This window comes from Kribbella sp. NBC_00482, from assembly GCF_036013725.1.
GTDB lineage: Bacteria > Actinomycetota > Actinomycetes > Propionibacteriales > Kribbellaceae > Kribbella.
In genome coordinates, this window is record NZ_CP107881.1 from 3,842,514 (window position 1) to 3,868,188 (window position 25,675).

Here is a 25,675-nt window from a genome sequence, read left to right on the forward strand (position 1 = left end):
TCCCCAGTGATTACCCCTCGCGCATCTTGGCTGACTGTATGCATTTTGTGAAGTCTTAAATCTCTTTGTTGCCCGATGGGGGTGCTGATCGTGTCGGGAGGGGACAACCGAACCTGGTACCTGTGAGACTGGGGCCATGGCGATCTCGGCGAAGTTGTTGGGTGAGGACGAGTACGTCGTCGTCAGCACCCGGACGCACTGGAAGGCGCTGATCGGGCCGGTCTTCCTGCTACTGGTGGTGGCCGGCCTCGGCGGCTTCCTGGCCGCGATCGTGCCGTCCGGGTCGATGCAGACCCCGGCCCGGATCGGGGTGCTCGCGGTCGGCGTGGTGCTCGTCGCGACCTTCGGGCTGAAGCCGTTCCTGAACTGGTTCTTCTCGACGTATACGATCACCAACCGGCGGCTGATCACCCGGCACGGCATCCTCACCCGGACCGGCCGGGACATCCCGCTGATGCGGATCAACGACGTGTCCTACGAGCACGGCCTGGTGGACCGCATCCTCGGCTGCGGCACGCTGCACATCGAGTCCGCCGGCGAACGCGGTCAGGTCGTGCTCCCCGACGTACCGCATGTCGAGCACGTCCACCTGCAGATGTCCGACCTCCTGTTCGGCGGCCCGGAAGGCAGGCCCGGCGACGGCATCCTCGAAGAGGAGCAGCCGCCGGAACACATGCGCCGCCGCCCGCAGCAGCCTCAGCAACAGCCGCGCACCGACGACGGCGACACAATCTTCAGCTCGGACGACGACCGCTAGAAGATCTCCACGCTGACTGGTGCGATTGGCCAGTTGAGGGCTGCGGTGGCGCGGTTCAGGGTGCCGGGGGTGTGTTCGGTGACGTGGCCTGTTGGTGCGAACTCGGTGAGCGGGCGGCCGCCGAGGTAGGTCGCTCCGAGGGCGGCGATGGACACGGTGAGGTCGGCGGGGGCGTCGGTGCGTTCGCAGCTCACCGACGTCTCGTCGGCGGTCAGCCGGAAGCGGCCGGTGTTCGCCTCGATCAGGTCGTCGGTCACGTCGAGGACGACGTCGACCGGTACGGCGTACTGCCGCTGCTGGAGCGCCCGCGGTACGTCGGTCACACGCAGCCACAGGGACTCGCCGACCCGGCGTTCGAGGGCGGTCGGTGTGGTGACGAGCTGCTGCAGCGGCTCGTCGACCGCGCCGTGCCCGTAGCCGAGCTTCGCGCTCAGATCCATCGTCAGCAGGTGCTGCCACAGCACCCGGTACGCCGTTGGGTCCGGCGCGATCAGCTCCTCGAGGAGCACCTCGTTCGCCGGGCCGGTCGCGACCCAGTTCATCTTGCCGCGCCACAGCGCGTACCCGGTGATGATGCCGGCCTCGTCACGGTGCACCAGGATCTGGCGCGCGATTCGCCCGTTGCGGTCGTCCGGCTTGTCCTCCAGGTGCTTCTGCCACAGCAAGTCCGACCGCCCGGACACGCCAGGGCGTTGCTCCTGCGCGCGACGCAGGAGGGTCGGCAACTCCTTGAGCGCCTCGTCGACGGTCAGTACGCCGAGCGCACCCGGACGGATCCGGTCGTTGGTCGGGCCGACGCGACGCAGGTCGACCTCGTAGTTCGTGCCCCACGCGGCCGCGCCGTACCCGAACCGCCCGTAGATGGCCGGCTCGCTCGCCCACAGCACCGCGATCGCTTCCGGCACCTCCCGCAGCTGCCGCGCCATCAGCTGAGACAGCACCCCACGCCGCCGGTACGTCGCCCGCACGCCGACCCCGGTCACATGGGCCGCGGCGACCACCGCACCGGGCACGGACAGATCCCGTGTGAGCGCCTTGGTCGTCCCGATGATCGCCGCGCCGTCGGTCGCGACCAGCGTCCGCTCCGGCTCGAACAACTGCCGCCCAAGGTCGTCCGGCGTCGACTCGAACATCATCGCCTCGCCGAACAGGCCAGAGACCGGCTCGTACTCGTCTGCCCGCGCCACCCGCACGTCGAAGTCAGTCACCACCGCATTTTCACATGCCCTACCGACAACAACTGCCCGCAGGAGAGCATCTAGCGAGGTGAAAGGGGGTGGTACCAATGCTCAAACCACTCGGAACGACGGCGGCGGCCCTACTCATAGCAGCGGGGGTGATCCCGGGAACCGCGGCAGCGACGCCGAGCGCGGTGTCGGCAGGGGGCTGCCCGGTCGCGGTGGGCTCCGTGACGGCCGGGGGCGACCACCGGGAACAGGGCGTCTTCGCGGCGAACCCGCCGACGGCACCGGCCAGCCGCATCCTGGGGCGCGACGTGTACCCCGACGGAGCCGTTCGGTTCAGTTCGTCGATCTCACGGGGTGACGACGGGATCAGCATCGCCTTCGTCGGCGGCTACAGCGTGGTCGGGGATGCGCTGTACTACGCCAACTACTCGACCGGCGAGGACGGCGTCATCGAGGGCGGAGTGAAGCGGTTCGGCGGCGGCTGGGGGACTTTCGTCGCTCTCGACGAGGGGGTGTACTACGACAAGGTGCTCCGGAACAACATGTACGGACTCCGCAACGACGGCACGCTGTTCCGCTGGACCGTCGACAGCAAGGGCGCCTGGGGGAACAAGGTGTCCGCGCCCGGATTCGCCGCGGTGAAGGCGATGACGCTGATCAGCTCGACCAAGACCTACGACACGTTCCTCGCGAACACCCGCGGCGGTGCGCTGTACACGATCCACATCCCGACCACGGCGCCGATGAAGCCGATCGTGAAGCAGGTTCGCAGCAAGACCTGGCAGGGCTTCGAGACGTTGATCGCGCAGCAGTGCGGCCAGTACGGATCGGTCCTGCTCGGCATCGACCGCGACACCCACACCGCCTACATGTACGCCCTCGGCCACGCCACTGGCCCGACCACGGTCATCCAGTCGTTCGGCAAGGTCCCGGGTACTTTCGCCGACCCGGTCTACTTCCACTGGACCGACGGCAACGCCACCTGGAAGCCGCCGTTCGGAGAGTGACGAACTCAGACTGCTTCGACGCCGTCTATGAGCCAGTGGCCGTCCACTGACTGGAGAGTGAGCTGCACGCGGGTGCGCTGGACGCTAGGTGTGGACGCGCCTTTTGTCGTCGTGGTGGTGTCGACGAACAGGAGGACGTTCGCCGTGGCGTCCGTCGCATCCTTGACCGCGGCGTCCGTGACCTGAGCCTTGGCGACGGCCTGCTGGCTTAGTTGTTGCGGACGGATCGCGGCGACGGTCTTCGCGAACTCGGCGCCGAACTTCTCCGTCGTGACTTTCCGGGTCGCCGACGCGTAGTCGTCGAGCTTTCGGTAGTCGTAGCTGAAGAGGACGCCGACATCGGCCTGCGCGGCCGCCAGGACGTCCTTGCGTACCTGCTCGCCCGGCCCGGCCTCGTCGACCTTGCGCTGCAGGTCGTCGGCACGTTCGAGCTGCGTCTTCGCGTCGGCCCGCACGATGCCGACGGCCACGGTCCCGGCGACAACGGAGCACACCAGCAGCACAGCCAGAACGATGCTGACGACAACCGCAGGACGGGGCCGCGTCAACGGACCGCGGGCAGATCTCCCGTGGACTCCCCGTCGAGTTCCGCGGGGGAGTCCGGGGTCGGTGGGTGTTCGGCGTCGTCGAGGGCGAGTTCTTCCCGGAAGACGAACTTGCGGTAGGACCAGAAGCGGAAGAGCGTGCCGAGGCCGAGACCGATGAAGTTGGCCGCGATGTTGTCGGACAGCCAGCTGTGCAGGTCCAGGACGTACCGCGAGAAGGCCAGGCAGCCGGCCGCGATCAGCAGACCGACGCCGTTCAGCACGAAGAACAGCACGTATTCACGGTGCAGGCCGGAGCGCTCCCGGTGCCGCCACGTCCAGTAGCGGTTGCCGAAGTACGTCACGATCGTGGCGACCGTGGTCGAGATCAGCTTCGCGGTCAGCGGCTTGTGGTGCAGCATGCCGACACCCGAGTCGGCGAGCACCAGCGGGTTGCTGAAGACCAGCCAGTTGTAGATCGGCAGATCGACGACCAGACCGAGCAGACCGACCAGACCGAACTTGGCGACTTCGTGGACCAAGTGCTGGAACTGGCGGTACAGCGTGGTGACGAGCTTCAACGGTCCTCGGAACCTTCTGTGATCACACCGCGACGGGGAGGGCAGCTTCCCACGGTACCCGGCGACCGGTCCGACCCCGAAATCGCCCGCGTGCCGCGACAGCCGCCGTACGGCTGATGATGTATGGACATTAGGCTCACCGCTGTGAAGTTCGATCGTAAGGATCTCCCTGTCGGTACCCCGGTGGTCGGCATGGTCGGCGGCGGGCAGCTGGCCCGGATGACCCAGGAAACGGCCGTCGCCCTCGGAATCCAGCTCCGCGTGCTCGCCGAGGGCGAGACGGTATCGGCGGCCCAGGCGGTCGCGGACGCCCCCGTCGGCGACTACAAGGACCCGGAGACGGTACGGCGGTTCGCCGCGGAGTGCGATGTGGTGACGTTCGACCACGAGCACGTCCCGACCGACCTGCTGCACTCGCTCGAGGCCGACGGTGTGAAGGTCCACCCCGGCCCGGACGCGCTGGTGCACGCCCAGGACAAGGCCGTGATGCGCGCCCGGCTGGACACGTTCGACGCGCCGGCGCCCGCGCACCAGGTGGTCGGCACGCCCGCCGACGTCGCGGACTTCGCCAAGCGGGTCGGCGGTTTCCCGATCATCCTGAAGACCACCCGCGGCGGGTACGACGGCAAGGGCGTGTGGTTCGTCGACGGCCCGGAGGACCCGCAGATCGCGACCGCGTTCGGCAGCGGCGTACCGATCCTGGCCGAGGAGAAGGTGGACTTCGTCCGCGAGCTGTCCGCGATCGTGGCGCGCTCGCCGCACGGGCAGGCGGTCGCGTACCCGATCGTCGAGTCGGTGCAGCGGGACGGGATCTGCGTCGAGGTGACCGCGCCCGCGCCCGGTCTGGCGCCGGAGCGGGCCGCCCAGGCGCAGCAGACCGCGCTGCGGATCGCCGGTGAGCTCGGCGTGGTCGGCGTCCTCGCGGTCGAGATGTTCGAGGCGCGGGACGGGCGGCTGCTGGTCAACGAGCTGGCGATGCGCCCGCACAACACCGGGCACTGGACGATCGACGGCGCGGTGACGTCCCAGTTCGAGAACCACCTGCGTGCGGTGCTCGACCTGCCGCTCGGTTCGCCGGCCGCGCGGGCGCCGTACACCGTCATGGTCAACGTGCTCGGCGGGGACGTCGAGGACATGCACCGCGGCCTGCTGCACTGCATGGCGCGCGATCCGGGCCTGAAGGTCCACTTCTACGGGAAGTCGGTGAAGCCGGGTCGCAAGGTCGGCCACGTCACGGCGTACGGCGACGACCTCGAGGAGACCCGCTCCCGGGCGCGGCACGCCGCTGATTACCTGACCGGCACGATCGACGAATAGGACTGAGCTGTGATTGGCATCGTGATGGGGTCGGACAGCGACTGGCCGACCATGAAGGCGGCGGCCGAGGTGTGTGCCGAGTTCGACGTGCCCTTTGAGGCAGATGTGGTCTCGGCGCACCGGATGCCGACCGAGATGATCGACTACGGACGGTCAGCGCACGACCGGGGGCTCAAGGTGCTGATCGCCGGCGCCGGCGGGGCCGCGCACCTGCCCGGGATGCTCGCGTCGGTGACCCCGCTGCCGGTGATCGGCGTACCGGTGCCGCTGAAATACCTCGACGGAATGGACTCGTTGCTGTCGATCGTGCAGATGCCGGCCGGTGTGCCGGTTGCGACCGTCTCGATTGGGAACGCTCGTAATGCCGGGTTGCTCGCGGTACGGATCCTGGCTGCGTCGGACGAGAAGTTGCGGGACCGGATGATCGCGTTCCAGGAAACTCTCGGCGAGGCGGCACGGGCCAAGGGCGCTACGGTGCGTGACGGGGCGGCAGAGCTGCGTAAAGGCTGAGGCAGTGAGTGGTTTTCCACAGGACGGGGCGGGTAGTCATGAGTTCCCATTGCTTGTCGTCTAAGGTCGTCGATCGTGACTCCGCCCACTGACTCGGATACGCAGCGCATCCCTGTCCGCTATTGGATCTGGCTGTTCGGCGCGGTCGTGTCGCTTCTCGGCGATCTGACGATGACGTTCGCGATCGGCTGGACCGCCACCCGCCACGGCGGCAGCATCGCAGGCCTCATCCTGTTGCTCGCCGCCGCCCCGCGAGCCGTTCTGCTGCTCGTCGGCGGCGCGATCGGCGACAAGTACGGCGCCCCGCGGGTGCTGCTCGTGAGCTGTACGGCGATGTTCCTGGTCACCGCGGCCCTCGTCCCGGCCACCCTGGCCGTCGGCGAACCCGTGTGGTTGCTGGTGATCCTGGCCATCGTGGTCGGGACGATCGACGCGTTCTTCCTGCCGTCGTCACGGTCGATGCCGCGCCTGCTGGTGCCGCCCGCGCAGGTGCCCCGAGCGCTCGCGAGCTTCCAGGTGACCGGCGTCGTCTTCGCGGTCACCGGCACCGCGGTCGGCGGCGTCCTGGTGAGCTGGGCCGGACTCAAAGCGGCCGCCGGTTTCGACGCCCTGACGTTCGGCGTGATGATCGTCGTCCTGATCCTGCTGCGGAAGACGATCGCGCCTCCCGGCCGGATGCCGGCCGGCATGTTCCGGTCGATCGGCGCCGGCATCCAGGTTGCGTTCGGCCGCCCGCTCACCCGGGCGCTGCTGATCACGATGACGGTTGCGGCAGCTCTGCTGATGCCGATGGACGCACTGCTGTTCCCGCTGCTCGCCCGCGACCACGGCTGGAACGCCCAGACCGCCGGTCTGCTGGTCGCCAGCCGGAGCCTGGGAGTGGGGGTGATCGCCCTACGCATCCTGATGTGGGGCGCGTTTCCCCGGCCGGGCATCTTCGCCGCTGTCGGCCTTCTGGTTGCGGCTGCCGGACTGCTCGGCCTTTCGGTGCTCGACCCGGTGCCGCTGACGTTCGCCGCCGGCGTGCTGAGCGGGATCGGCGTCGGCACGTTCACCGGTCACGTGCTGCCGCTGCTGATGAACTCGGTGGAGCGTGAGTTCCAGTCCCGCCTGCAGTCGATCGTCGTGCTCTGCCAGAGCTTCGCGATCATGGTGGCGAACCCGCTGCTCGGCGGCCTGTCCGATGTGAGCGGCATCGGCATCACCGGCGTCTGCCTCGGCATTTCCGTGGCAGCGGCCATCACCGGGTGCGTCGTCCTGACGCGCCCGGTTCTTCGCTCCGCCAAAGTTGCTTAGGGCCTGCCCGGCGCCCGGTAGGTCCAGCCCGCGGCGCGCCACGTGTCGGCGTCGAGGTTGAGCCGGGCGTCGATGACGACCGGGTTGGTGACGGCGCCCCTGAGCGCGGCCGGGTCGAGCTCGCGGAACTCCGGCCATTCGGTCAGGTGCAGTACGGCGTGCGCCTCGCGGCACGCCTCAGCCGCGGTCGGGGCGTAGCGCAGGGTCGGACGCACCTTGCGGGCGTTCTCCATCGCCTCCGGGTCGTACACCGTGACGTTCGCGCCGTGCAGCTGGATCCGCCCGGCCACGTCCAGTGCGGGCGAGTCGCGGACGTCGTCCGTACCGGCCTTGAACGCGGCGCCGAGCACGGTGACGTTCTTGCCGATCCACTGGCCGCCGAGCATCTCGTGGGTCAGGTCGACGATCCGGGCGCGGCGGTGCTGGTTGATGTCGTCGACCTCACGCAGCAGCGTGATGACCTCTTCGACACCGAGCTCGCCGGCCCGGTGCATGAACGCGCGCAGATCCTTCGGCAGGCAGCCGCCGCCGTACCCGGGCCCGGCGTTCAGCGCGCCGCGGCCGATCCGCTTGTCGTACCCGAGCGCCTCGGCCAGCTGCGTGACGTCCGCGCCGGTCGCGTCGGCCATCTCGGCGAGCGCGTTGATGAACGAGATCTTCGTGGCCAGGAACGCGTTCGCGCCGCCCTTCACCAGCTCCGCGGTCGGAAGGTTGCAGACGACCACCGGCGAACCCTCGCCGATCGGGGTGGCGAACACCTCACGCAGCCGGGCCTCCGCGGTCGCGGACTGGACGCCGAACACCAGGCGGTCCGGGTGCAGCGTGTCCTCCACGCCGTGCGCCTCGCGGAGGAACTCGGGCTGCCAGGCGATCTCGACCGCCGACCCGGCCGGGGCCTGGCGGTGCATGCGTTCCTCGACTGCCTTCGACGTACCGACCGGGACCGTGGACCGGCCGACCACCAGGGTCGGCTTGGTCAGCAGCGGGGCGAGCATGTCGACGACGGAGTAGACCTGGGACAGATCGGCGGCCTCGCTGCCCTCGAGCTGCGGGGTGCCGGCGCAGATGAAGTGCACGTCGGCCCAGTCGGCGATCTCGGTGTAGTCGCTGGTGAACCGCAGCCGGCCGGAGTCCACGTGCTTCTTCAGCAGCGGGTCCAGCCCGGGTTCGTACAGCGGGGCCTTGCCGTCGTTCAGCAGCTTCAGGCGGTGCTCGTCGATCTCGACCCCGATGACGTCGAAACCGAATTCGGCCATCCCGGCGGAGGTGTTGCAGCCGAGGTATCCAGTGCCGATCACGGCGATCCGCAGGGGGCGGGAGGTCGCTTCACTCATGTCGGGGACTCTACCCATCGTGGTTATCAGACGGTTATCGGCTCATGTCTGGAGAGTGCGCTCTTGCTCACTTTCGGCGTACGACGTCCTCCACCGGCGAGTTGTTCGTCGTACTGTGTGACTCGTGAGTAACTCATTCGAGCTGTACGCGCTGTCCGAGGAGCACCAGGCGATCCGCGAGGCCGTTCGCGCCGTCTGCGACGCCAAGGTCGCCCCGCACGCCGGGGACGTGGACGAGCTGGCCGAGTTCCCGAAGGCGTCGTACGACGCGCTGAAGGCCTCGGACTTCCACGCGCCGCACATCCCGGAGCAGTACGGCGGCGCAGGGGCGGACGCCCTGGCCACGGTGATCGTGATCGAGGAGGTCGCCCGCGCGTGCGCCTCGACCTCGCTGATCCCGGCCGTCAACAAGCTCGGCTCACTGCCGCTGCTGCTGTCCGCCTCCGACGAGGTGAAGCAGCGCTACCTGCCGCCGGTCGCGGCGGGCGACGCGATGTTCTCGTACTGCCTGTCCGAGCCGGAGGCCGGATCGGACGCCGTCTCGATGAAGACACGGGCAGTTCTTGATGGGGACTCGTACGTCCTGAACGGCGTGAAGCGCTGGATCACCAACGCCGGCGTGAGCGACTTCTACACGGTCTTCGCGGTGACGGACCCGGACGCCCGCTCGAAGGGGATCTCCGCCTTCGTGGTCGAGAAGTCCGACGAGGGCGTATCGTTCGGCGCTCCGGAGAAGAAGCTCGGGATCAAGGGCTCGCCGACCCGCGAGGTGTACTTCGACAACGTCCGGATCCCCGCTGGTCGCATGATTGGCTCCGAGGGGACCGGTTTCGGCACCGCGATGGCGACGCTCGACCACACCCGCGTGACGATCGCGGCGCAGGCGCTCGGGATCGCGCAGGGCGCGCTCGACTACGCGCTCGGATACGTCAAGGAGCGCAAGCAGTTCGGCAAGGCGATCGCCGAGTTCCAGGGCCTGCAGTTCATGCTCGCGGACATGGGCATGAAGATCGAGGCGGCCCGTCAGCTCACGTACGCCGCGGCCGCCCGCTCGGAGCGCGGTGACTCCGACCTGACCTACTTCGGCGCCGCCGCGAAGTGCTTCGCCTCCGACGTCGCGATGGCCGTCACCACCGACGCCGTCCAACTCCTCGGCGGCTACGGCTACACCCACGACTACCCGGTCGAACGCATGATGCGCGACGCCAAGATCACTCAAATCTACGAAGGCACCAACCAGGTCCAGCGCATCGTCATGGCCCGCCAACTCCTGAAGGGCATCAGCTGAGGCTCTTGGGTGCGCGGCCGCTCGTTACGAAGCGGGCTCCGTCGATAGCGCGAGAGCCAGTTCCACGATCGTGTCGGTGTCCTGCAGCGAGCGGCCCGTCAACTCCTCAAAGCGTCCCAGGCGGTAGCGCAGGGTGTTGACATGGACGTGCAGAGCCGCGGCAGTCAACGGAATGCTTCGCTCGTGAGTGAGGTAACTACGGAGTGCCTCGACGATCTGCTCACCGAACGGCCTGGTGTCTTGTAACGGCTGGAGGTAACGCGCTCTGAGAAGGTCGCCCAGTTCTTCCAGGCCCGGTACTGCGAGGCGCCAGCCGAGGGTTTCCACGGTGTGCACGCCTGCAGTGTGGTGCAGTGCCGCAGCTGCCAGAACGTGTTGAGCGCTCTGGTACGACGTAGCGATCCGCTCCACCGACATCGGCGCACCGACCGCGACAAGGAGACCTGGAACCGGCGAGGGAACGTCCTCGATCATGCCCACCAGACAGTCGTGCGACGGTGTCATCAGCACGCTGTCCCCGTGCTGCTCGAACAGCAGACGCTGGATCCGCTCGATGGCCTGCTGGTCCGCCGGACCAGTGCAGAACGCGCGGTACGCCGTGTCCCGGCGCAAGCGGTAGACGGTGTAGCCCCGCTCGAGTTGGCCGGTGTCGAGCTCGCCCGCGAGAGCGCCACCCAACCACTCGTCGCGGCGCCGCTGGTCGGCGACTGCGTGGGCCAGCCCGAGCTGGTGGTAGTCGGCCGCTGCTCGCGCCGAGAAGAGGTCGCTGAGCTTCCACACCAGGGACGTCAGCGCGACGACGTCGGACCCGTCGACGCCGTACTCCGTTGCGATGTCGACCAGCCGGCGCTGGATGGTCCAGATGGTGATGCGGAATCCGGACAGGATGTCTTCGATCGGTACACCGGCGTCGAGCCGTTCGACCGTGGCGCGTTCGGCCTCCCAGAGCTCGCCGGCCGGTGGTACGTCGCCCACAGCGAGCGTGCGGCACACCCGGGAGCGGATCCGTCGGATGCTGGCGATGATCTGGTCACGCTCGACCGTTGCGTAGCTCGGGATCTCGCTCCGGACGCGCTCGAGGATCGGCTCGACAACCCCGTCGTCTTCCTCCAGGGCTGCGACGAGCCGGACCACACCCCCATGGACCCCGTCGACCATGAGGCCATCTTGCCTCAATCCGCCGTCGACAGGCTCCAACGTCCTCATTTCGTAGCGGGGTACGAAGTCGTCGGGGCGACCTTGGATCTGCGTTCGTAGCGACCGCCGCGGCGGAGGGGCGACGCTCTCCACAGAAGGCACCGCCGGCTGACAGCGAAGGAGGAGGAGATGTCCGTTGCGCCGTTCTCGGCAGGATTTCGTCTGGCCGGTACTCGAGGGTCGATCGGTACGTCTCGAGCCGCTGGGTCATCGCCATGCGGCAGCCCTCGCTGTCGCGTCCGAGGAAGACCGAAGCTGGCCGCATCGGCCCAGGGTCGCGGGCTGAATACCGATGCCAAGCTGCAGTTGCTCGAGTTTGCCTTCGCCACCCTGAGCGTGGCGCGGGTCGACCTCATGACCGATGCTCGCAACCGGCAGTCCCGGATGGCCATCGAGCGCGTCGGTGCAACCTTCGAGGGTGTGTTGCGCCATTGGTCGAGATCACGGAAATCCGGCGAGGACGGGATGCTGCGGGACACCGCGGTGTACTCCGTCATCAGCGAGGAGTGGGCGCAGCGTCGTGCTCGGCTCGCAGAACGACTCTCCCATGACGACGACCTCACGGTGAACTGACCGTCCGTCTCGGACCTGAAGAAGGCACAACATGCGGATTCTTGTTTCCGGCGCCAGTATCGCCGGGCCGGTGCTGGCGTACTGGCTGACCAGGCACGGCTTCACGGTCACCGTTGTCGAGCGTGCCGCAACGCCGCGCAAGACCGGCGGCCACTCGGTCGACCTGTTCCGGCCCGCGGTGGAGATCTCGGAGAAGATGGGCGTGCTTCCGCTCATCGAGGAGCTGGCCACCGACGCCGATCAGATGACGCTGTACCGGGAGGGCGTGAAGCGGCCCGTCCGGGTCGACCTCTCGAAGGTCTTCGGCGCCACCTCCGACCGGCACGTCGAGATCATGCGCGACGACCTGAGCCAGATCTACTACGACGCCACGCGTGACGACGTCGAGTACGTCTTCGGGGACTCGATCACCGAGATCTCTCCCGAGGGTGAGGTGCGGTTCGAGAACGCCGCGCCGCGCCGCTTCGACCTCGTCGTCGGCGCCGACGGGCTGCACTCGAACGTACGCCGCCTCGTCTTCGGCGACGAGTCCAGGGCCGGCAAGTTCATCGGTCCCTACTTCGGGGTCGTCACGCTGCCCAACTTCTACGGTCTCGAGCGCGAGCTCCGCATCCACTCAGGCATCGGCCGCACCGCCGGCATGTACCCAGCGCGGCAGGCCGGCGAGGCACGGGCTCTGTTTCTCTTCCGGAGCGAGCACAGGCTCCAGTACCACTACCGCGACGCGCCCCGGCAGAAGGAGTTGCTACGTGCCGCGTTCACCGGCATGGACGCCGAGGTGGATCGCTGGCTGGAGGAGCTCGACCGGACGCCGGCGTTCTACTTCGACTCCATCACCCAGCTCCACCTGGACAGCTGGTCGCGTGGCAGAGTGACGCTGGTCGGCGACGCGGGGTACTGCCCGGGTCCGGCCGTCGGCGGTAGTACAAGTCTCGCTGTCATCGGGGCCTACGTTCTCGCCGGAGAGCTGGCACGGGCCGGCGGCAACCATTCGCACGCATTCCCCGCTTACGAGCAAGCGATGATGGCCAACGTACGCGGCAGCCGGGCGGTCGCGATGAGTGCAGCCAGGACTCTGGTTCCCACCTCTCGCCTCGGCGTGTCAGGCCTCGCCTACGGCGCTCGCCTGGTCTCCGCCCTTCCCACTGCACTCAGCCGGACCTTCCTCAAGCTGACCACGAAGAGCGCGCGCGTCTACAACTCCATGACAGTCGATGACTACCTGCCGTCGACCCAGGCGTAGACGTATGCGTGACGTGAACTGGGACGGGGCGGTGAACGCCCGGGATCTCGGCGGGCTGCCGACACCTCTGGGTCCGATACAGCCCGGCCGGCTGTACCGCTCGGCTCGTCCGGAGTATCTGACCGAGCGCGGCTGCCAGGACCTGGTCGATGCCGGCGTCACCACGATCATCGACCTCCGCAACGCCGACGAACGATCCGCAGTCCGAAGGATCGACGGGGTAACCATTCATCACCTGCCGATCGAGGACCCGACCGACGCCGCCTTCATGGCCGAATGGGGCGAACGGCTGGACAGCCCCGCGTACTACTCCGACGCGCTGCGTCGATGGCCAGATCGGATCACCGCCCTCTTCGCCCACGTCCTGGAGGTCGACGTCGGCGGTCTCCTCATCCACTGCAGCGGTGGCTGTGACCGCACCGGCATGGTCGTGGCGATGCTGCTGGCGGCGGTCGGTACGCCGGTCGCGGCGATCCTCGATGATTACGAGCTCGCCGTGCGCACCATGAACACGCATGCGGCGCAGCTGGGCGAGGCGGCTCTGTCTTGGGCCTCACTGGATCGGCACTGCGCCCTCGCCCGCGACGACCTGGTGGCCTTCCTCGAGTCGGCCGATCCAGCCGCCTACTTCACCTCGGGCCAGATGGATGGCCTGCGGGAACGGCTGACCACCTTCGATTGGCAAGGACTTGGGCTCGCAGCTGGATGCCGGAATCTCTGGCCCGGATCGCCGCCAGCGCTCTGCACCCGGACGTCCGGTGATCACTTGCGCGAAGGGCGACATCCGCTTGCGGTTCTCGGCTTCGCTGAAGGCGGCGAGTTCCTGGTCCGTCATCGTCATCCAGTCCGGTTCCTTGCCCAAGGCATGCAGTAGCCGAATACCCAGCGGAGGCTTCTGGGTTCCGTGAGGGTGACAACGGACATGCATTGATTGCCTCCAGTGCAAGGGGGAGTCGTAAGTCCAGGACGATCGGTTTGACGACCGAGGCCTGCCGGATGTGAGGCGATGAGACGAGGCTCATACCTGCGTCGACCAACGCATGATCGAGCTGTGCCACCGCTTGTAGCCGGCTACCAGACAGCGACGCCGGCGTTGGAGCGGGGCCCGTAGCGAGCCACGTGCCGCACGAGGCATCGTTCTCGCGTTCCACGAGATCCAGACCCCCGATCAGGAGATTCCCATGTCCAACAGTGAATTGAGCACCACACGACACGAGCCGGGTTCGGGCGCGTGGAAGACGGCGCTGACCGTTCTGCAGGAGGTCCAACCGCCGCTCATTCCCGCCGATGGGCACGCGATGACCGTTGTCGTCGAGTATCCGCCGGGAGACCCCGGTGCGCCGGCTCACCGCCACCCCGGCGGGCCTGCTTTCGGCTATGTGGTCGACGGCGAGATGCGGTTCGAACTCGAAGGCGAACCCGAGCAGATCCTCAAGGCCGGCGACGTCTTCTGGGAGCCGGGCGGTGATGTCATTCACTACCAGGACGGCAATGCCCGCGGTGACATCGGGGTCCGCTTCGTGGTGACGATGCTGTGCGATCCGAACCAGCCGATGCTTGTCCTGGTGGACGAGGAAGAGCTTGCCCAGCGCAAGGATCGTCGCGCACCCCGCCCGGCCCGACCGCCGTGCGGCTCTGGAGATCACTGACGGGGCGGCATCGCCTCGATGGTCTCGTCGCCTGACATTCCAGCGGCCTGCGTCGTCCTATTGGTGAGAAGGCTCGACCCGGAGCGGTGGCGCACCGGGTTCGTCATGACGAGGAGGAATTGATGAATGACATTCAGGCTGTAGCCGACCGCGTCGAGATCGAGGCGTTGCGCGGTGAGTTCAGTGATGCGGCGATGATGAGCGACTACGACCGCTTCGTGTCGCTGTTCACCGAGGATGCGGTGTACCAGATCCCCGAGGCCGGTGTTGTGCAGACCGGCCGGGAGGAGATCCGTGCCGGGAGCGAGAGGCTTGCGGACGAGTGGGAGTTCTTCGTGCAGACCACGCATCCGGGCGCGATCGAGTTGGACGGCGACAGTGCGTCGGGTCGTGCCTTCGTGTGTGAGGTCGGGCGTCTGCGCAACGGCATGTCGATCTTCAACTATGCCTTGTTCCACGACCGCTACCGGCGCACTTCGGAGGGCTGGAAGTTCAGCGAACGTGTCTTTGAGGTGAGGTACTTCGACACCACGCCGCTGCCGGGTTCGCCGACCGTGGACTGGGCGGCCACCGGCACCGACCCCTTGCCGGAAGCAACCAAGTAACCGCCGCTTGGACAGGTAGCGGTGGCGTCATGGGAGTCAGGTCAGGAGGGTGATCCGTTCGCGCGCCGACGGTGTGATCAGTGGGTGGGCTCGGCCGGCCGGGTCGACCCGGCCGCTGATCGGCCTGCGGAGGTCGAAGGTCGCGCGGACATTGGCGGAGAAGTTCAGCCGGCCGTCGGCGTCCGCGACGGAGCCGAGAAGTCGATAGGCGATGTTGATCAGCCGGCGCCGCTCGCCCACGATCGCGCTCAACCGAGGGTCGTACCGATCTGATTCTGGTTCGGGCCTGACGTTCGTCCTGGCGGTATCTCCTGGTGGCTGACGCCACCACGCCCCGCGCGCCGGTTTCGTCGACGGCTATGAAACGGGTGGCCCAGCGCAAGCTGCGAGTTGCGGCCTTGTCGACGATCAGGCTGTGAGTGCCCGGAAGATCTGACGCTGGGCGATGTCGTTCGGGTCGTGTCCGCCGGCGAACTCACGCCGTCGGGCTGCTGGAATCGTGGCGAGCAACCATTCCGTGTGCTCGAACGTGGTGTTGTCGTCGTCCAAGCCGTACCAGACGTCCACGGGCACCGAGATCGACTCCGGAGCGAAACCCCATGGGCGGGTCAGTGCAAGGTAGTCGTCGATCCACCCGTCCAGCCCTTCGACGCAAGTCGTCAGCATCCGCTGGTACCTCCCATCCGGCGTTGCGGGGTCGAAGTGGTCGAGGATCTCCCGTCCACGGCGGTGAAGCCGTTCCCGCAGCCACCCCTCCCCGCGTCGCGCGTCCGGGACCCAGTCGAGAGACTCGAGGGCAGCGGTGCCTGGCGCCGCGATCCCAGCCACTGTGCTGCAGTTGACTATGCGGTCCGGCAGCAATGCCGCGCAGGCGAGGGCGTGCGGGCCGCCGCCGGAGAACCCGGTAACGGCGAACCGATCCCATCCCTGGGCGTCGGCGAGCAGTTGGGTGTCGGCGGCAACATCCGCGACGCTGCGTCCGGGGCTTCGAGTCGATCCGTAGCCGGGGCGGCCAGGAACGACCATGCGCAACCCGGTGTCCTCGATCGCCGCGATCACGTCCGGGCGCTCCCACCGGCAGCCCGGAGTCCCGTGATGCGCAATCACCGGCACGCCGCCCGTGGCGCCGTACACGCAGTACTGCAGCACTCGCCCGTCAGGTGTTCCGACTTCATACGTTTGCGGTGGCTGCCAGTTCATCCCGGAATTCAACTCCGTTTCGAGTGCCGCAGGTCGCCGCAGTTCACGGGCTGATGACCAGACGTCCGAGGTCTCGCAGACAGCTTGCGCACGAAGAAACAATAGCACTTATATAAGCACTGTTACAATTCTGTCTGGTCCGGGGCCCTCGAACTGCACCGCCCGGAGGTTCAGCGCGCTGCCGCCGCGTAGACCAGGTCGCCGGTGTGGGAGAAGTTGACGCGTACGCCGTTGAGCAGTACGTCGGTCGTGTTCGGAGCGGCGATGCCGATCGCTTTCGCCGGATCGGTCGAGGCAGTCAGTGCCTGGCCGTCGATGCGCAGCGTGGTGCCGGTGTACGTGACCGCGACGTCGTTCACCCTGACCGGGGAGGTGAGCAGGACCTTGCCGGCCCGCTTGACCGTCGATCCGTCGTACATCACGAGCGAGCGATCTTCGGCGTACAGCATCTTCCCGTCGAAGCTGTACGACCCGAACGACCGGGTGGCCTTCGACGCCCACGACTTGTAGTAGGTGCCACGGGTACCGTCGCCGTACCGGATGTCCAGCGCCGTCGCCAGGTCCGGCGTCAGTGTCCCGACAGCCAGCCGATTGATCCGTACGGCGCCATCGGCAGCCGCCGACGCGGGTAGGAGGATGGTGTCGAAGGTGCTCTTTCCCTTGCCCTGCTTGACATACGAGGCGTACTTCGCGTCACTCACGTGATAGAACGCGGGCGAGTAGTACCCGTTGCGCACCGAGGCTGTGAGCTTCTCGGGATCCGCCGGGACGACTGCCAGGTTGGCGCCGGAAGTGAACTTGGTGACCGTTGCCTTGGACGTGGCGGCCTGCACGGGGTTCGCGTCCGGCAGGAAGTGCCAGTTCTGCTCGTAGCGGTGCGACACGGTGTCGTTCGGCTTGAGTTGATCGGACACCAGAGACACTCCCGATCGCAGCGTCAGCACGGACCTCGCATGCCAAGCCTTGGCGGACGCGTCGGTGTTCCCGCTGATCAGGTCGAACGCCGGGTTGTTGACGAAATGGGTGATCTCCCCGGCGGCCTTGTTGTTCTGCGGCAGGTCGTCGACCTCGACGGTGTTGTGAGCCTCGGTGGTCTTCCGCAACCAGTCCGATCGCGGGTCCGAGCTGTAGGAGTACGTGCCCGGGTCGACCAGCAACTCGCGACCGTGTGCATAGGTGACGAGGGACAGTTCGTCCGGATGACTGTGGGGACCGCGATCGATGTTGTACCGCAGATAGGAGTCGGCCGCCGACCAGCCCGAGCGCGACACCGCCACCCGGGTGTCCGGATATCGCGCCGCGACGTGCTGGGGTTTCGTGCCGGCCTTTCCCGACGTACCGACGTAGATCAGTTCCTGGTCGCCGAGCAGCTCGCCGAGTCGGCGCAGGACCGAGCGCTGGTCGTCGCTGCCGCTGTCGCCGTAGTTCGCGGTGTAGCCGTTCGGGAGCGTCTGGTCCATCAGGAAGTGGCCGAGCTTGCGGAGCTTCTCGGTCGCGGTGAACGCGATCCCGTGCTTCTTCATGAACTCCACGAGGTCGACGTACTGCGCGACGTACCCGCGGGCGTAGCCGCTGGTCGCCTCCCGGTACCCGCCGTCGGGGTAGGTCGAGTCGTTCAGCTGACCGGCCAGGAAGTCGGCTGCGTTGGTCCGCCAGCCCGCGGCCGCGGTGAACTCCGGCAGGTAGACGGCGGCGTGCAGCAGCGAGATCTTCTGGGTCTGCATCCAGTTCGGGCTGTCGTGGACGTTGCCTTGCAGATGGAGGCCCGATCGGTACATCGTCTTCAGGATCTTGACGTTCTCCTCCGCGTCCAGCGAAGGACTCGTGCGCAGGATCTCGTACGCCGCCGTCCAGTTGTCCAGCCGTCGCGCGGTGTCCAGGCTGCGTGGATACGAGCCCGCGCCGTACTCGGTGCCGTACCCGTCGGCATCGGAGATGAAGTCGGTCATCGTGTCGATCAGGACGTCGGCGTACTTCTCGTCGGCGGTCTTCTGGTACGCCGTGGCGAGCGGACCGGCGAAGAAGAAGCGCGCCAACTGGTACCAGTACTCCTTGTCGGCGCCGGTCGGCAGCAGCCAGTCGAAGCCGCCGGGGTCGCCCTGCCAGGAGTACGTGTTCTGCACGGTGTTCTTCCAGGTGCGGGTGCTCTCCACGAACGTCTCGGAGTTGCTGAACACCATGACGTCCTTGGCCGCGTCCGCCCGCCCGGTCAGCGTCAGTGTCGCGCTGCGCACACCGGAGACTCCGGTCAGATCGAACTGCAGGTAGGCCTTCCGGGTCTCGTCCGTGAACGGACCGTTGCCTTGGTCCCGGACCTGGACCTGGTCCTTGGCGCCGTACGCCGTACCCGCGTCGGCACCTGCCTTGATGTACGTGTCGGCCGTGGGGTTGAGTGTCCGCACCGACCCGTCGTCGAGCGTCAGCCGCAACGCCGGCTTGCCCGAAGCCTTCTCGCGGCTGTTGACAGCGACCGTGACCGGATCCTTGATCCGCGCCATCAGCAGGAAGCCGGCGGCTCCACTCGTGATCGCGGAGGTGACATCAGCGCTGACGGCCGCCTCCTGGGGCCCGAAGCGCACCGTAGTCCGGTAGGCCTCGCCGGAGCCCAGCGTCCAGATGTGGTCGGGCGTCAACTCGAGAACACCGGGCCAGTCCTTGTGCGTGAACTTGCCGGCATCGTTGGCCGGTCGGCCCCGGTAGTAGGCGAGCAGTTCACGCTTGGCCGCGGCGTAGTCACCTTTCTGTACGGCGGCCTGAACCTGGCTCAACCCAGCCACGCCGTAGTCGAGAAGCCTGAAGAACTCCGCGTCGGACAGATTCTCAGCGGTCGAGGCATCACGGGCCCCCAAAGCCCCGGCAACCACCATCAACGCAGTAGCGGCACCGACAACGCCCGCCCGCAAACTGATACGCATACAACGCTCTCCCCAGGCCATGGTGTTGAAATCAACGAACGAAGACTGGGGCGCCACTCCCTCGTCGCGGCGCCCCAGCCCGGTGTTGGCCGTCAGTCGGCGACGAGGCCGTACCACTTTCCGTAGGAGTAGAACTTCAGGTAGTACTCGGTCCCGTCCTTGACGTTGGAGGCGACCACTTTCCATGTCCTAGGGTCGCCAGGGATGTTGGTCCAGTGGTCCTGGCACCCGGCTGTCTTGAAGCAGACCTTGACGGCGCGCGCGTTGCCGTTGTTGCTGAAGTCGGACGCGACGTTGATGTCGCGGCACTTGCTGGATGTCTTGAAGTACGTACCGCTGCTGGGGTAGCGGAGAGTGCCGCTCGGCAGCTTGAACTGCTCGCTGTTGGCGCTGCCGAGACACGAGCCGGCGGCGTCCGCGTTGTCCGGGTTGCTGACGGTGACAGCCACGAAGCCTGTGGTCGCGAGTGCCAGGGCGCCGACGATCGCCGCGGGCTTGGAGCGCAGTACGCGCATGGAATCATCCTCGATCTGTGAGTCCGTGCAGAGACACCGTGAAGCTATCCAGCGGGGCTTTCTGCTCGCTTTCCGGTCGCTTTCCGGTTGGCGTTGGGGTCGACGGGTGCCGGGTGGGGACGTAATGTGCGAATCGCCGGACGGAGGCCGAGATGAATCAAGGTTTGCTGAACTCGTTGACCGATTCCGAGCGGTTGCTGGTGTCCGAGAGCGAGCGGGACGTGCTGAAGGGGCTGGACGAGGACCAGCTCCTGGACCTGCACCAGCGTGTTCGCCGGATGCGCACGAAGTACGTGAAGAACTACCGGCGGTCCGCGAGTGCAGCGGTCACACACGCCGGTGGCCGGGGGATGTCCTACCCGAGGAACCAGCGCGATCGCGACAAGGCGGAGCTGTTCGAGTCGGTGCTGGCGACGGTGAGCCGTGAGGTCGCGGTGGCTGCGCGTCGCGCGTCGATGGAGTTGCGCAGCGAACGGCTCGACGCGGCACGGTCGGCCAAGTCAGCCGCGCCGTCAACACGGGCGGCCGATCCGGCGAAGCCCGCAGCGGCTACCCGGGCGCGGGCGACGAAGACTACCGGAGGCTTGAAGAAGGACGCGTCGACGCAGGCGATGGGGGCTCGTCGGCAGGCGAAGCGCGACTCCCGCTGAGTGACTGCACACCGGACGGGGTTCTGGATCACCCGAATCGGGGGATCACCACCGGCGTCCGGTCGGGTTCGCTGGTCCGGGTCGGCCCGGAGGTGCGGAGATGCACGATGCGGACAGCGTGACCGCCCGGCCGTCGCGCCGGGGGCGAGCCGCCAGACCGCTGGTGGTAGGCGCGGCGCTGGTGACGGTCGGCCTCCTGTACGCCGTGCTGGTGCCGGGCGGCGCCGCGGGGGCGGACGGACCGCAGTCCGACCGGATCGACGAAGGACGGCGGCTGTTCGCGGTCGGTTGCTCGAGCTGCCACGGTCTGCATGCCGAGGGTGGCACCAACGGTGAAGGCCGGATGGCCGGACCTTCGCTGATCGGCGTCGGTGCGGCCGGGGTCGAGTTCCAGGTCAGCACCGGGCGGATGCCGGCCGCCCAGCCCAACGCGCAGATCCCGCAGAAGCCGCCGGTCTACAACGAGCAGGAGATCGAGGCACTGGCGGCGTACGTCGCCTCGCTCGCTGTAGGCCCCGCGGTGCCTGCCTCGGAGTCGTACGACGTCAGCAAAGCCACGCAGGCGGACGTCGTCCGCGGCGGCGAGCTGTTCCGCACCAACTGCACCGCCTGTCACAACTTCGCCGGCCGTGGCGGCGCGCTCCCGAACGGCGGCTATGCGCCCTCGCTGATGAACACGACGCCACGGAACATGTATCTGGCGATGCTCACCGGTCCGCAGCAGATGCCGGTGTTCTCCGACCATGTCCTGTTCCCCGAGGACAAGCGCGCCGTGATCGCCTACATCGTGGCATTGCAGCAGCAGCCCGACCCGGGAGGTTTCGGTCTCGGGCGGCTCGGCCCGGTCTCCGAAGGCCTGTGGGGCTGGCTGGTCGGCATCGGGTTGCTGGTCGTGGTCGCGGTCTGGATCGGAGCCAAGGTGCCCCGGGTCCACCGCCCGCGAGGACGAACACCGCGCACGTGAAGCAACCGGCTGCCCGGAACCCGGCTGCGTCCGGGGCTGCCGCAGGCGGCCCGAACCCGCTAGTCTCGAATTTCGGAAGCTGGCGCAGTGGGGACGACGAGCCAGCCAGACACGCCCGCCCAGGGGAGGGGTGACCGCGTGACGAGCCCGTCGCCGGACCGAGCGCGCGAGGAGTCCCGGTACCCGGCCGAGGAGAAGATCGCTCGGCCGCCGCTGACGCTCGTGACGCGTGAGCGGCTGCACTCCGCCCTCGACCTCGGTGTGCGCTCGCCGCTGACCATGGTGGTCGCACCGGCCGGGACCGGTAAAACCGTTCTGCTGTCGGACTGGGTGACGCGCCGACGACAGGCCGGGGAATCGGTGGTTTGGGCGCCGGGACAGCTACCGGGCGTACTCGACAAGGTCCTCGCGCAGGTACGGGGAGCCGACAGCCCGATCGTCCAGGACCCGATCGTTGTCGACGACGCCCACCTGTTGCCGGCATCGGTTGTCGGCGAGGTGGCGCGCGTTCTGCATCAGGCGCCGCACGCGGTCCGGCTGCTGTTCGCCGCGCGGTACGACCTGCTGTTGCCGGTGTCCGAGCTCGAGGTCAGGGGGATGGCACTGACCCTGCGTTCGCGAGACCTGCGGTTCAACGATGCCGAAGCCACCGCTCTGGTCCGGGCGCATGCCGAGGACGCCAGCGCGGCCGACATCGTGCTGGTCCAGGAGAAGGCGGCCGGCTGGGCAGCAGCCCTGGTGCTCGCGGCCCGCACGCTGCAGGCATCCGGTGATGTCGTGTGGCCGCTGGGCAATCAAGGGGAGGTGCTCGACCTGCTGCTCGGCGAGACGCTGAGCACCCTCGACGAGCGCGTCCAGGCGATGCTCCTCAGCACCTTCGGCGCCACCACACTGAGCGGACGGCTCGCCGAGATGCTGAGCGGCGACCCCGACGCCGGCTCGATGCTCGCGGATCTGGCGGGCAGCGGTCTCCTGGTGACGGCGTACGCCGATGACGCGGCGAGCAGCCCGCTGTACCGGTACCACCCTCTCCTGGTCGAACTGCTCCGCCGGCGCATCGCGGCCCGCGCCGGCGACCGGCAGCTGGTCGTCGCCGCGCACCATCGATCGGCCGTGTACTACGAGAACCGGGGCGACGGCGGGTCCGCACTACGCAGCGCTGTCGACGCCGATGACCCGGCGCTGGTCGAGCGGATCCTGCTCGGCCACGGTCCGGAGTTCCTGGCCGCGGGCGAGGCCGATCTGGTCGCGGCCGGCTTCGACGCGCTGCCGGCCGGCTATCTCGATCAGCATCCCCACCTGCTCGGAGTCCGTGGGCTGCTCCGGCGAGTCACCGGCGATGTCTCGGGTGCCGTTCTGGACGCGGCGTCGGCCGACGACCGTGCAGCCGACACCGCAGCCGACGCTGCCGCGGTGACACCGGACGACGACGCGCTGGAGGCGGACGCCGTACTGCTGCGGCTGTGGCGATCCCGCTACGGGTGGCACGACGTCCGGACGGCGATCGATCAGGCGAGATCCTTGTTGGCACGCGCCCCGGCGGGCGGACATGACGGCCCTCCTGCCGTGCTCGGTCCCGAACGGCTGGCGTGGTTGCTGATCGAGCTCGCGGCCGCCGAGACCTGGGCCGACGACCTGGACGCGGCAGTCACCCACCTGGACGAGGCCCTCGTGACCGCGCGGATGGCGGGCCACCACCGGTTGATCGCAGGCGGCCTCGCCCATCAGGCCGTCGTACAGTGCGCCCGCGGCCAACTGCAGAACGCGGCCAGGTCGGCGCAAGGCGCTCTCGATGTGGCGGGAGGGCAGAGCCTTCCCGAGGAGTACTCCGCCCGTGCGTACGTCGTCCTTGGACTCGCGGCCGTGAACGAGCTCGACCTGGACACCGCGTGGCAGTACCACGGGGTTGTGGCGGAGACCGAGGTGGCCGCCTCCGACACGGTTGTCGCCGGGCTGCGAGCGATGCTGCGAGCCGTACTCCTCATCGAGCGTGGTCGTCTCGGGGAGGCGCTGACCGAGCTGACCACCGACCCGACGGCGGCAGGCCCGCTGCCGTCGTTCCTGTCCCGGGACCTGGCACTGGCACGAGCCTGGCTCGCGACACTGTTCGGGGACGCGTCCACCCTCGACACGCAGGTGACTGTGCTCGAGCGCACCGGCAACTCGACGGAGGCCGGCTTGGTCCGGGCGATGACGTCGTTGATCCACGAGGACGTTCAGACGGTCCTGAAGCAGATCGACGCCGGGCTGGACCACGCCGACCTCTATCCGCCCCTGGCGTCTACCGCCGCCTCCTTCCGGACAGTCCTGCTGAGTCGGATCGGTGACGAGCCGGCTGCGGAAGCCGCGTTGGTGGACACCCTGAACCGGGCCACCCCGCAACACATGCTCCACTCGCTGACGTCAGCTGCCGACGAGACGACCTTCCTCGATCTGTTACGCCGCAACGTCACCGGCCCGAACCCGCATCCGTTCGCCGCGGACGCGTTGGAGAAGCTGTCCGGCCACCAGGCCGGATGGAGCAAGGCCGGCGGGAGATCCCCGTTGGTCCGCGTCCGGCCGGACGCGCAGGTTCCGCCGCCGCGGCGGCTGGACGCTCTGGTGAACGGTGTCCGGGTCCGGCTCACGGCCCGTGAAGCCGAGGTGCTCGACGAGCTTGCGCTCGGCAGTTCGTACAGCGAGATCGCCCAGGCGCTGTACATCACCGAGAACACCGTCAAGACGCACCTGATCTCGCTGTATCGCAAGCTGGGCGTCGACAAGCGCTCCGCCGCGCTCCGCGCCGCCAGGTCCACCGGCCTGCTGTAGTTCCCTCAAACCGCCGGGCGGACCCGCACCGCGTTCGTCGCGACGCCGGTGAGCAGCATCCCGGTAGCGACGCCGACGACGAGATTGATCACCGCGGTCGCGACCTTGGAGCCCGTCGATCCGGTGCTCAGGAACGGGGCCGCGGTCGCGACCAGCGTCGCCAGTGTGACGATCCAGCCGAAGAACTGCAGCGGCCGCGGCGTCGAGACCAGCAGAAGGTGCAGCAAGCCGGTGGCGACCAGCGCGGCGAAGACGCACCAGAGCGCATAGGTCGCCGTGTCGGCGTCACCCCACAGTCCCTCGCCCTCAGGCGCGAGAACCGGCACGTCGAAGAGGCCGCGGGCCAGCAGGATTCCCACGACTGCAGCAAGTCCGGCGACGACTGCAGTTGCGGCCCCGCCGGCCCACAGCCGGCCGGCGAGTACTCGGTCGTTCATCAGCAGCCTCTCGTAGGCCGTCACTTCCGACAACCGTGGCGAGCCGGGACGGACGGTTCATCACCTGGAGCGGGTGATCCTGCGCGGCCCCCATCAGACAAGGGTTGTTGGATGGCACGTCCTGCGGCGGTCCTCGGACGGCTCGCCGGCAAGGTCACGGGCCGGGTCGTCGAGAGCGTTCAGCCGGACGTCGTCCTGTCCCACGTCGACCTGGACGCTCTTCTGGACCGCATCGACGTCAACCGCGTGCTGGACGGCATCGACGTCAACGGCCTGCTGGATCGCATCGACGTCAGCCGCCTGCTGGATCGTGTCGACGTGGAGCGTCTGCTGGACCGTGTCGACGTGGAGCGTCTCCTCGATCGTGTCGACGTGGGACGGTTGGTCGACCGGGTCGACGTCGAGAGTCTGGTCCGGCGGTCCGGTCTGCCCGGCGTGGTGGTCGAGAGCCAGGCGCGTTTGGCGGGCTCGGTCCTCGACCTGGTCCGCAGACAGCTCGCCGGCTTGGACGCACTGCTCGACGATGCCGTCAGGCGCCTGCTGCGTAGGGATGTCCAGCTGTCGGGTACGACGGGGCGGCTGACCATCACCGGCCACTACGCCGGCGCAGTGAGCAGAGCCGCGGCGACGGCTCTCGACCTCCTGATCATCACGGCGTCTTTCACCATCGGCCTGGCGGGCGTGAACCTGCTGACCAATGCTTTCTGGGGATTGTCCGTACGGCGTGCGCTCCCGGCGACGGCCGGTGTGGTGGCGCTCGCCTTCTGCTACGCGATCGGGTTCCTCGGTATCGCTGCGCGGACCCCAGGTCAGGGGATCGTCGGACTACGGGTCGTGCGCTCCGACGGCGGCACGATCCGGCCCGGGCAGGCCTTGCGGTGGGTGGCCGCGTTCCCGGTCAGCGTCGTACCGCTGGGCCTGGGCTTCGTCCCGATCGTGTTCCATCGCGAGCACCGTGCTCTGCACGACCTGGTCGCCGGGACCGCGGTGGTCCACGACTGGGGGGACCGGCCCGCCGAACTCCCTGGCCCGCTGTCCGCGTTTCTCTCCCGGCGGGCCGAATCACCCTAATCGGAGGAGGTCTGCGGCAGGTGCTGTTGATGGGATGAGTCGTCCCG

General features: G+C 68.0%; 25 protein-coding genes. 15 read left to right on the forward strand and 10 right to left on the reverse strand.

The features are described from left to right. Positions 1–136: 136 nt before the first annotated feature. Positions 137–757 carry a PH domain-containing protein gene (locus OHB24_RS18945; protein WP_327640384.1) on the forward strand — a complete coding sequence of 207 codons (621 nt, stop codon included), beginning with the start codon at positions 137–139 and terminating at the stop codon, positions 755–757. Here the strand turns inward: OHB24_RS18945 and OHB24_RS18950 are convergent. Then, positions 754–1,965 carry a GNAT family N-acetyltransferase gene (locus OHB24_RS18950; protein ID WP_327640385.1) on the reverse strand — a complete coding sequence of 404 codons (1,212 nt, stop codon included), beginning with the start codon at positions 1,963–1,965 and terminating at the stop codon, positions 754–756. The two genes, OHB24_RS18945 and OHB24_RS18950, sit on opposite strands and share 4 nt — an antisense overlap. Positions 1,966–2,042: 77 nt before the next feature. Here OHB24_RS18950 and OHB24_RS18955 point away from each other — a divergent pair, with 77 nt between their 5' ends. Continuing rightward, complete coding sequence (locus OHB24_RS18955) at positions 2,043–2,951, forward strand: hypothetical protein (RefSeq protein WP_327640386.1); 909 nt, start codon at positions 2,043–2,045, stop codon at positions 2,949–2,951. Positions 2,952–2,956: 5 nt separating this feature from the next. Here OHB24_RS18955 and OHB24_RS18960 read toward each other — a convergent pair whose 3' ends face one another. Both OHB24_RS18960 and OHB24_RS18965 read right to left on the reverse strand, forming a co-directional pair. Then, positions 2,957–3,454, reverse strand: coding sequence for a hypothetical protein (locus tag OHB24_RS18960; protein WP_327640387.1), 498 nt, complete (start codon positions 3,452–3,454; stop codon positions 2,957–2,959). Positions 3,455–3,495: 41 nt separating this feature from the next. After that, positions 3,496–4,056, reverse strand: coding sequence for a GtrA family protein (locus tag OHB24_RS18965; RefSeq protein ID WP_327640388.1), 561 nt, complete (start codon positions 4,054–4,056; stop codon positions 3,496–3,498). A 144-nt stretch (positions 4,057–4,200) separates the two neighbouring features. On the opposite strand from OHB24_RS18965, the gene OHB24_RS18970 reads away from it, so the two are divergent. The 3 genes from OHB24_RS18970 to OHB24_RS18980 all read left to right on the forward strand — a co-directional run bounded on the left by OHB24_RS18970 (position 4,201) and on the right by OHB24_RS18980 (position 7,179). Next, the gene (locus OHB24_RS18970; protein WP_327640389.1) at positions 4,201–5,373 is read left to right on the forward strand and encodes a 5-(carboxyamino)imidazole ribonucleotide synthase; all 1,173 of its coding nucleotides are present in this window, start codon (positions 4,201–4,203) and stop codon (positions 5,371–5,373) included. A 24-nt stretch (positions 5,374–5,397) separates the two neighbouring features. Then, the gene (purE, locus tag OHB24_RS18975; RefSeq protein ID WP_327641082.1) at positions 5,398–5,883 is read left to right on the forward strand and encodes a 5-(carboxyamino)imidazole ribonucleotide mutase; all 486 of its coding nucleotides are present in this window, start codon (positions 5,398–5,400) and stop codon (positions 5,881–5,883) included. Positions 5,884–5,958: 75 nt separating this feature from the next. Then, entirely contained in the window at positions 5,959–7,179 is a 1,221-nt protein-coding gene (locus OHB24_RS18980; protein WP_327640390.1) for an MFS transporter, read from the forward strand. Here OHB24_RS18980 and OHB24_RS18985 read toward each other — a convergent pair. Then, positions 7,176–8,513 (reverse strand): UDP-glucose dehydrogenase family protein, encoded by a 1,338-nt coding sequence (locus OHB24_RS18985; RefSeq protein ID WP_327640391.1) that lies wholly within the window; start codon positions 8,511–8,513, stop codon positions 7,176–7,178. The genes OHB24_RS18980 and OHB24_RS18985 overlap by 4 nt on opposite strands. Positions 8,514–8,637: 124 nt before the next feature. Here OHB24_RS18985 and OHB24_RS18990 point away from each other — a divergent pair, with 124 nt between their 5' ends. Then, positions 8,638–9,801: an acyl-CoA dehydrogenase family protein gene (locus tag OHB24_RS18990; protein ID WP_327640392.1), complete on the forward strand. Its 1,164-nt coding sequence runs from the start codon at positions 8,638–8,640 to the stop codon at positions 9,799–9,801. Between the two features lie 24 nt (positions 9,802–9,825). On the opposite strand, the gene OHB24_RS18995 is transcribed toward OHB24_RS18990, so the two are convergent. After that, positions 9,826–10,959, reverse strand: coding sequence for a PucR family transcriptional regulator (locus OHB24_RS18995; protein ID WP_327640393.1), 1,134 nt, complete (start codon positions 10,957–10,959; stop codon positions 9,826–9,828). A gap of 168 nt (positions 10,960–11,127) precedes the next feature. Between OHB24_RS18995 and OHB24_RS19000 the strand changes: the two genes are divergently transcribed. From OHB24_RS19000 to OHB24_RS19020, 5 genes are all read left to right on the forward strand, one after another. Then, positions 11,128–11,571: a GNAT family N-acetyltransferase gene (locus OHB24_RS19000; protein WP_327640394.1), complete on the forward strand. Its 444-nt coding sequence runs from the start codon at positions 11,128–11,130 to the stop codon at positions 11,569–11,571. 31 nt (positions 11,572–11,602) lie between these two features. Beyond that, positions 11,603–12,814, forward strand: a complete 1,212-nt coding sequence (locus OHB24_RS19005) for an FAD-dependent monooxygenase (protein ID WP_327640395.1) — start codon at positions 11,603–11,605, stop codon at positions 12,812–12,814. 4 nt (positions 12,815–12,818) lie between these two features. After that, positions 12,819–13,688 (forward strand): tyrosine-protein phosphatase, encoded by an 870-nt coding sequence (locus OHB24_RS19010; protein ID WP_327640396.1) that lies wholly within the window; start codon positions 12,819–12,821, stop codon positions 13,686–13,688. Positions 13,689–13,995: 307 nt separating this feature from the next. Further along, on the forward strand, positions 13,996–14,463 hold the full coding sequence (locus OHB24_RS19015; protein ID WP_327640397.1) for a cupin domain-containing protein: 468 nt from the start codon (positions 13,996–13,998) through the stop codon (positions 14,461–14,463). Between the two features lie 122 nt (positions 14,464–14,585). Beyond that, the gene (locus tag OHB24_RS19020) at positions 14,586–15,068 is read left to right on the forward strand and encodes a nuclear transport factor 2 family protein (RefSeq protein ID WP_327640398.1); all 483 of its coding nucleotides are present in this window, start codon (positions 14,586–14,588) and stop codon (positions 15,066–15,068) included. A gap of 36 nt (positions 15,069–15,104) precedes the next feature. Here OHB24_RS19020 and OHB24_RS19025 read toward each other — a convergent pair whose 3' ends face one another. From OHB24_RS19025 to OHB24_RS19040, 4 genes are all read right to left on the reverse strand, one after another. Further along, positions 15,105–15,320: a hypothetical protein gene (locus OHB24_RS19025; RefSeq protein WP_327640399.1), complete on the reverse strand. Its 216-nt coding sequence runs from the start codon at positions 15,318–15,320 to the stop codon at positions 15,105–15,107. 156 nt (positions 15,321–15,476) lie between these two features. Further along, positions 15,477–16,268 (reverse strand): alpha/beta fold hydrolase, encoded by a 792-nt coding sequence (locus OHB24_RS19030; protein ID WP_327640400.1) that lies wholly within the window; start codon positions 16,266–16,268, stop codon positions 15,477–15,479. 170 nt (positions 16,269–16,438) lie between these two features. Next, complete coding sequence (locus tag OHB24_RS19035; protein WP_327640401.1) at positions 16,439–19,183, reverse strand: heparinase II/III family protein; 2,745 nt, start codon at positions 19,181–19,183, stop codon at positions 16,439–16,441. Positions 19,184–19,275: 92 nt separating this feature from the next. Then, a complete protein-coding gene (locus OHB24_RS19040; protein ID WP_327640402.1) occupies positions 19,276–19,698 on the reverse strand; it encodes a hypothetical protein in 423 nt (140 codons plus the stop codon). 152 nt (positions 19,699–19,850) lie between these two features. Between OHB24_RS19040 and OHB24_RS19045 the strand changes: the two genes are divergently transcribed. The 3 genes from OHB24_RS19045 (at position 19,851) to OHB24_RS19055 (ending at position 24,120) form a co-directional block, all read left to right on the forward strand. Continuing rightward, entirely contained in the window at positions 19,851–20,348 is a 498-nt protein-coding gene (locus OHB24_RS19045) for a hypothetical protein (RefSeq protein ID WP_327640403.1), read from the forward strand. Between the two features lie 100 nt (positions 20,349–20,448). After that, positions 20,449–21,312, forward strand: a complete 864-nt coding sequence (qcrC, locus tag OHB24_RS19050) for a cytochrome bc1 complex diheme cytochrome c subunit (RefSeq protein ID WP_327640404.1) — start codon at positions 20,449–20,451, stop codon at positions 21,310–21,312. Positions 21,313–21,450: 138 nt separating this feature from the next. Beyond that, on the forward strand, positions 21,451–24,120 hold the full coding sequence (locus OHB24_RS19055) for a LuxR C-terminal-related transcriptional regulator (RefSeq protein WP_327640405.1): 2,670 nt from the start codon (positions 21,451–21,453) through the stop codon (positions 24,118–24,120). 5 nt (positions 24,121–24,125) lie between these two features. Here OHB24_RS19055 and OHB24_RS19060 read toward each other — a convergent pair whose 3' ends face one another. Further along, the gene (locus OHB24_RS19060; RefSeq protein WP_327640406.1) at positions 24,126–24,581 is read right to left on the reverse strand and encodes a DUF6069 family protein; all 456 of its coding nucleotides are present in this window, start codon (positions 24,579–24,581) and stop codon (positions 24,126–24,128) included. Positions 24,582–24,668: 87 nt separating this feature from the next. Here OHB24_RS19060 and OHB24_RS19065 point away from each other — a divergent pair, with 87 nt between their 5' ends. Beyond that, the gene (locus tag OHB24_RS19065) at positions 24,669–25,628 is read left to right on the forward strand and encodes an RDD family protein (protein ID WP_327640407.1); all 960 of its coding nucleotides are present in this window, start codon (positions 24,669–24,671) and stop codon (positions 25,626–25,628) included. Positions 25,629–25,675: the final 47 nt, after the last annotated feature.

Coding starts and splice junctions, on each gene's coding strand:
- OHB24_RS18945 (WP_327640384.1), top strand. CDS start 137: ATGGCGATCTCGGCGAAGTTGTTGGGTGAGGACGAGTACGTCGTCGTC.
- OHB24_RS18955 (WP_327640386.1), top strand. CDS start 2,043: ATGCTCAAACCACTCGGAACGACGGCGGCGGCCCTACTCATAGCAGCG.
- purE (WP_327641082.1), top strand. CDS start 5,398: ATGGGGTCGGACAGCGACTGGCCGACCATGAAGGCGGCGGCCGAGGTG.
- OHB24_RS18985 (WP_327640391.1), bottom strand. CDS start 8,513: ATGAGTGAAGCGACCTCCCGCCCCCTGCGGATCGCCGTGATCGGCACT.
- OHB24_RS18995 (WP_327640393.1), bottom strand. CDS start 10,959: ATGGTCGACGGGGTCCATGGGGGTGTGGTCCGGCTCGTCGCAGCCCTG.
- OHB24_RS19000 (WP_327640394.1), top strand. CDS start 11,128: ATGTCCGTTGCGCCGTTCTCGGCAGGATTTCGTCTGGCCGGTACTCGA.
- OHB24_RS19005 (WP_327640395.1), top strand. CDS start 11,603: ATGCGGATTCTTGTTTCCGGCGCCAGTATCGCCGGGCCGGTGCTGGCG.
- OHB24_RS19010 (WP_327640396.1), top strand. CDS start 12,819: ATGCGTGACGTGAACTGGGACGGGGCGGTGAACGCCCGGGATCTCGGC.
- OHB24_RS19015 (WP_327640397.1), top strand. CDS start 13,996: ATGTCCAACAGTGAATTGAGCACCACACGACACGAGCCGGGTTCGGGC.
- OHB24_RS19020 (WP_327640398.1), top strand. CDS start 14,586: ATGAATGACATTCAGGCTGTAGCCGACCGCGTCGAGATCGAGGCGTTG.
- OHB24_RS19030 (WP_327640400.1), bottom strand. CDS start 16,268: ATGAACTGGCAGCCACCGCAAACGTATGAAGTCGGAACACCTGACGGG.
- OHB24_RS19035 (WP_327640401.1), bottom strand. CDS start 19,183: ATGCGTATCAGTTTGCGGGCGGGCGTTGTCGGTGCCGCTACTGCGTTG.
- OHB24_RS19040 (WP_327640402.1), bottom strand. CDS start 19,698: ATGCGCGTACTGCGCTCCAAGCCCGCGGCGATCGTCGGCGCCCTGGCA.
- OHB24_RS19045 (WP_327640403.1), top strand. CDS start 19,851: ATGAATCAAGGTTTGCTGAACTCGTTGACCGATTCCGAGCGGTTGCTG.
- qcrC (WP_327640404.1), top strand. CDS start 20,449: ATGCACGATGCGGACAGCGTGACCGCCCGGCCGTCGCGCCGGGGGCGA.
- OHB24_RS19065 (WP_327640407.1), top strand. CDS start 24,669: ATGGCACGTCCTGCGGCGGTCCTCGGACGGCTCGCCGGCAAGGTCACG.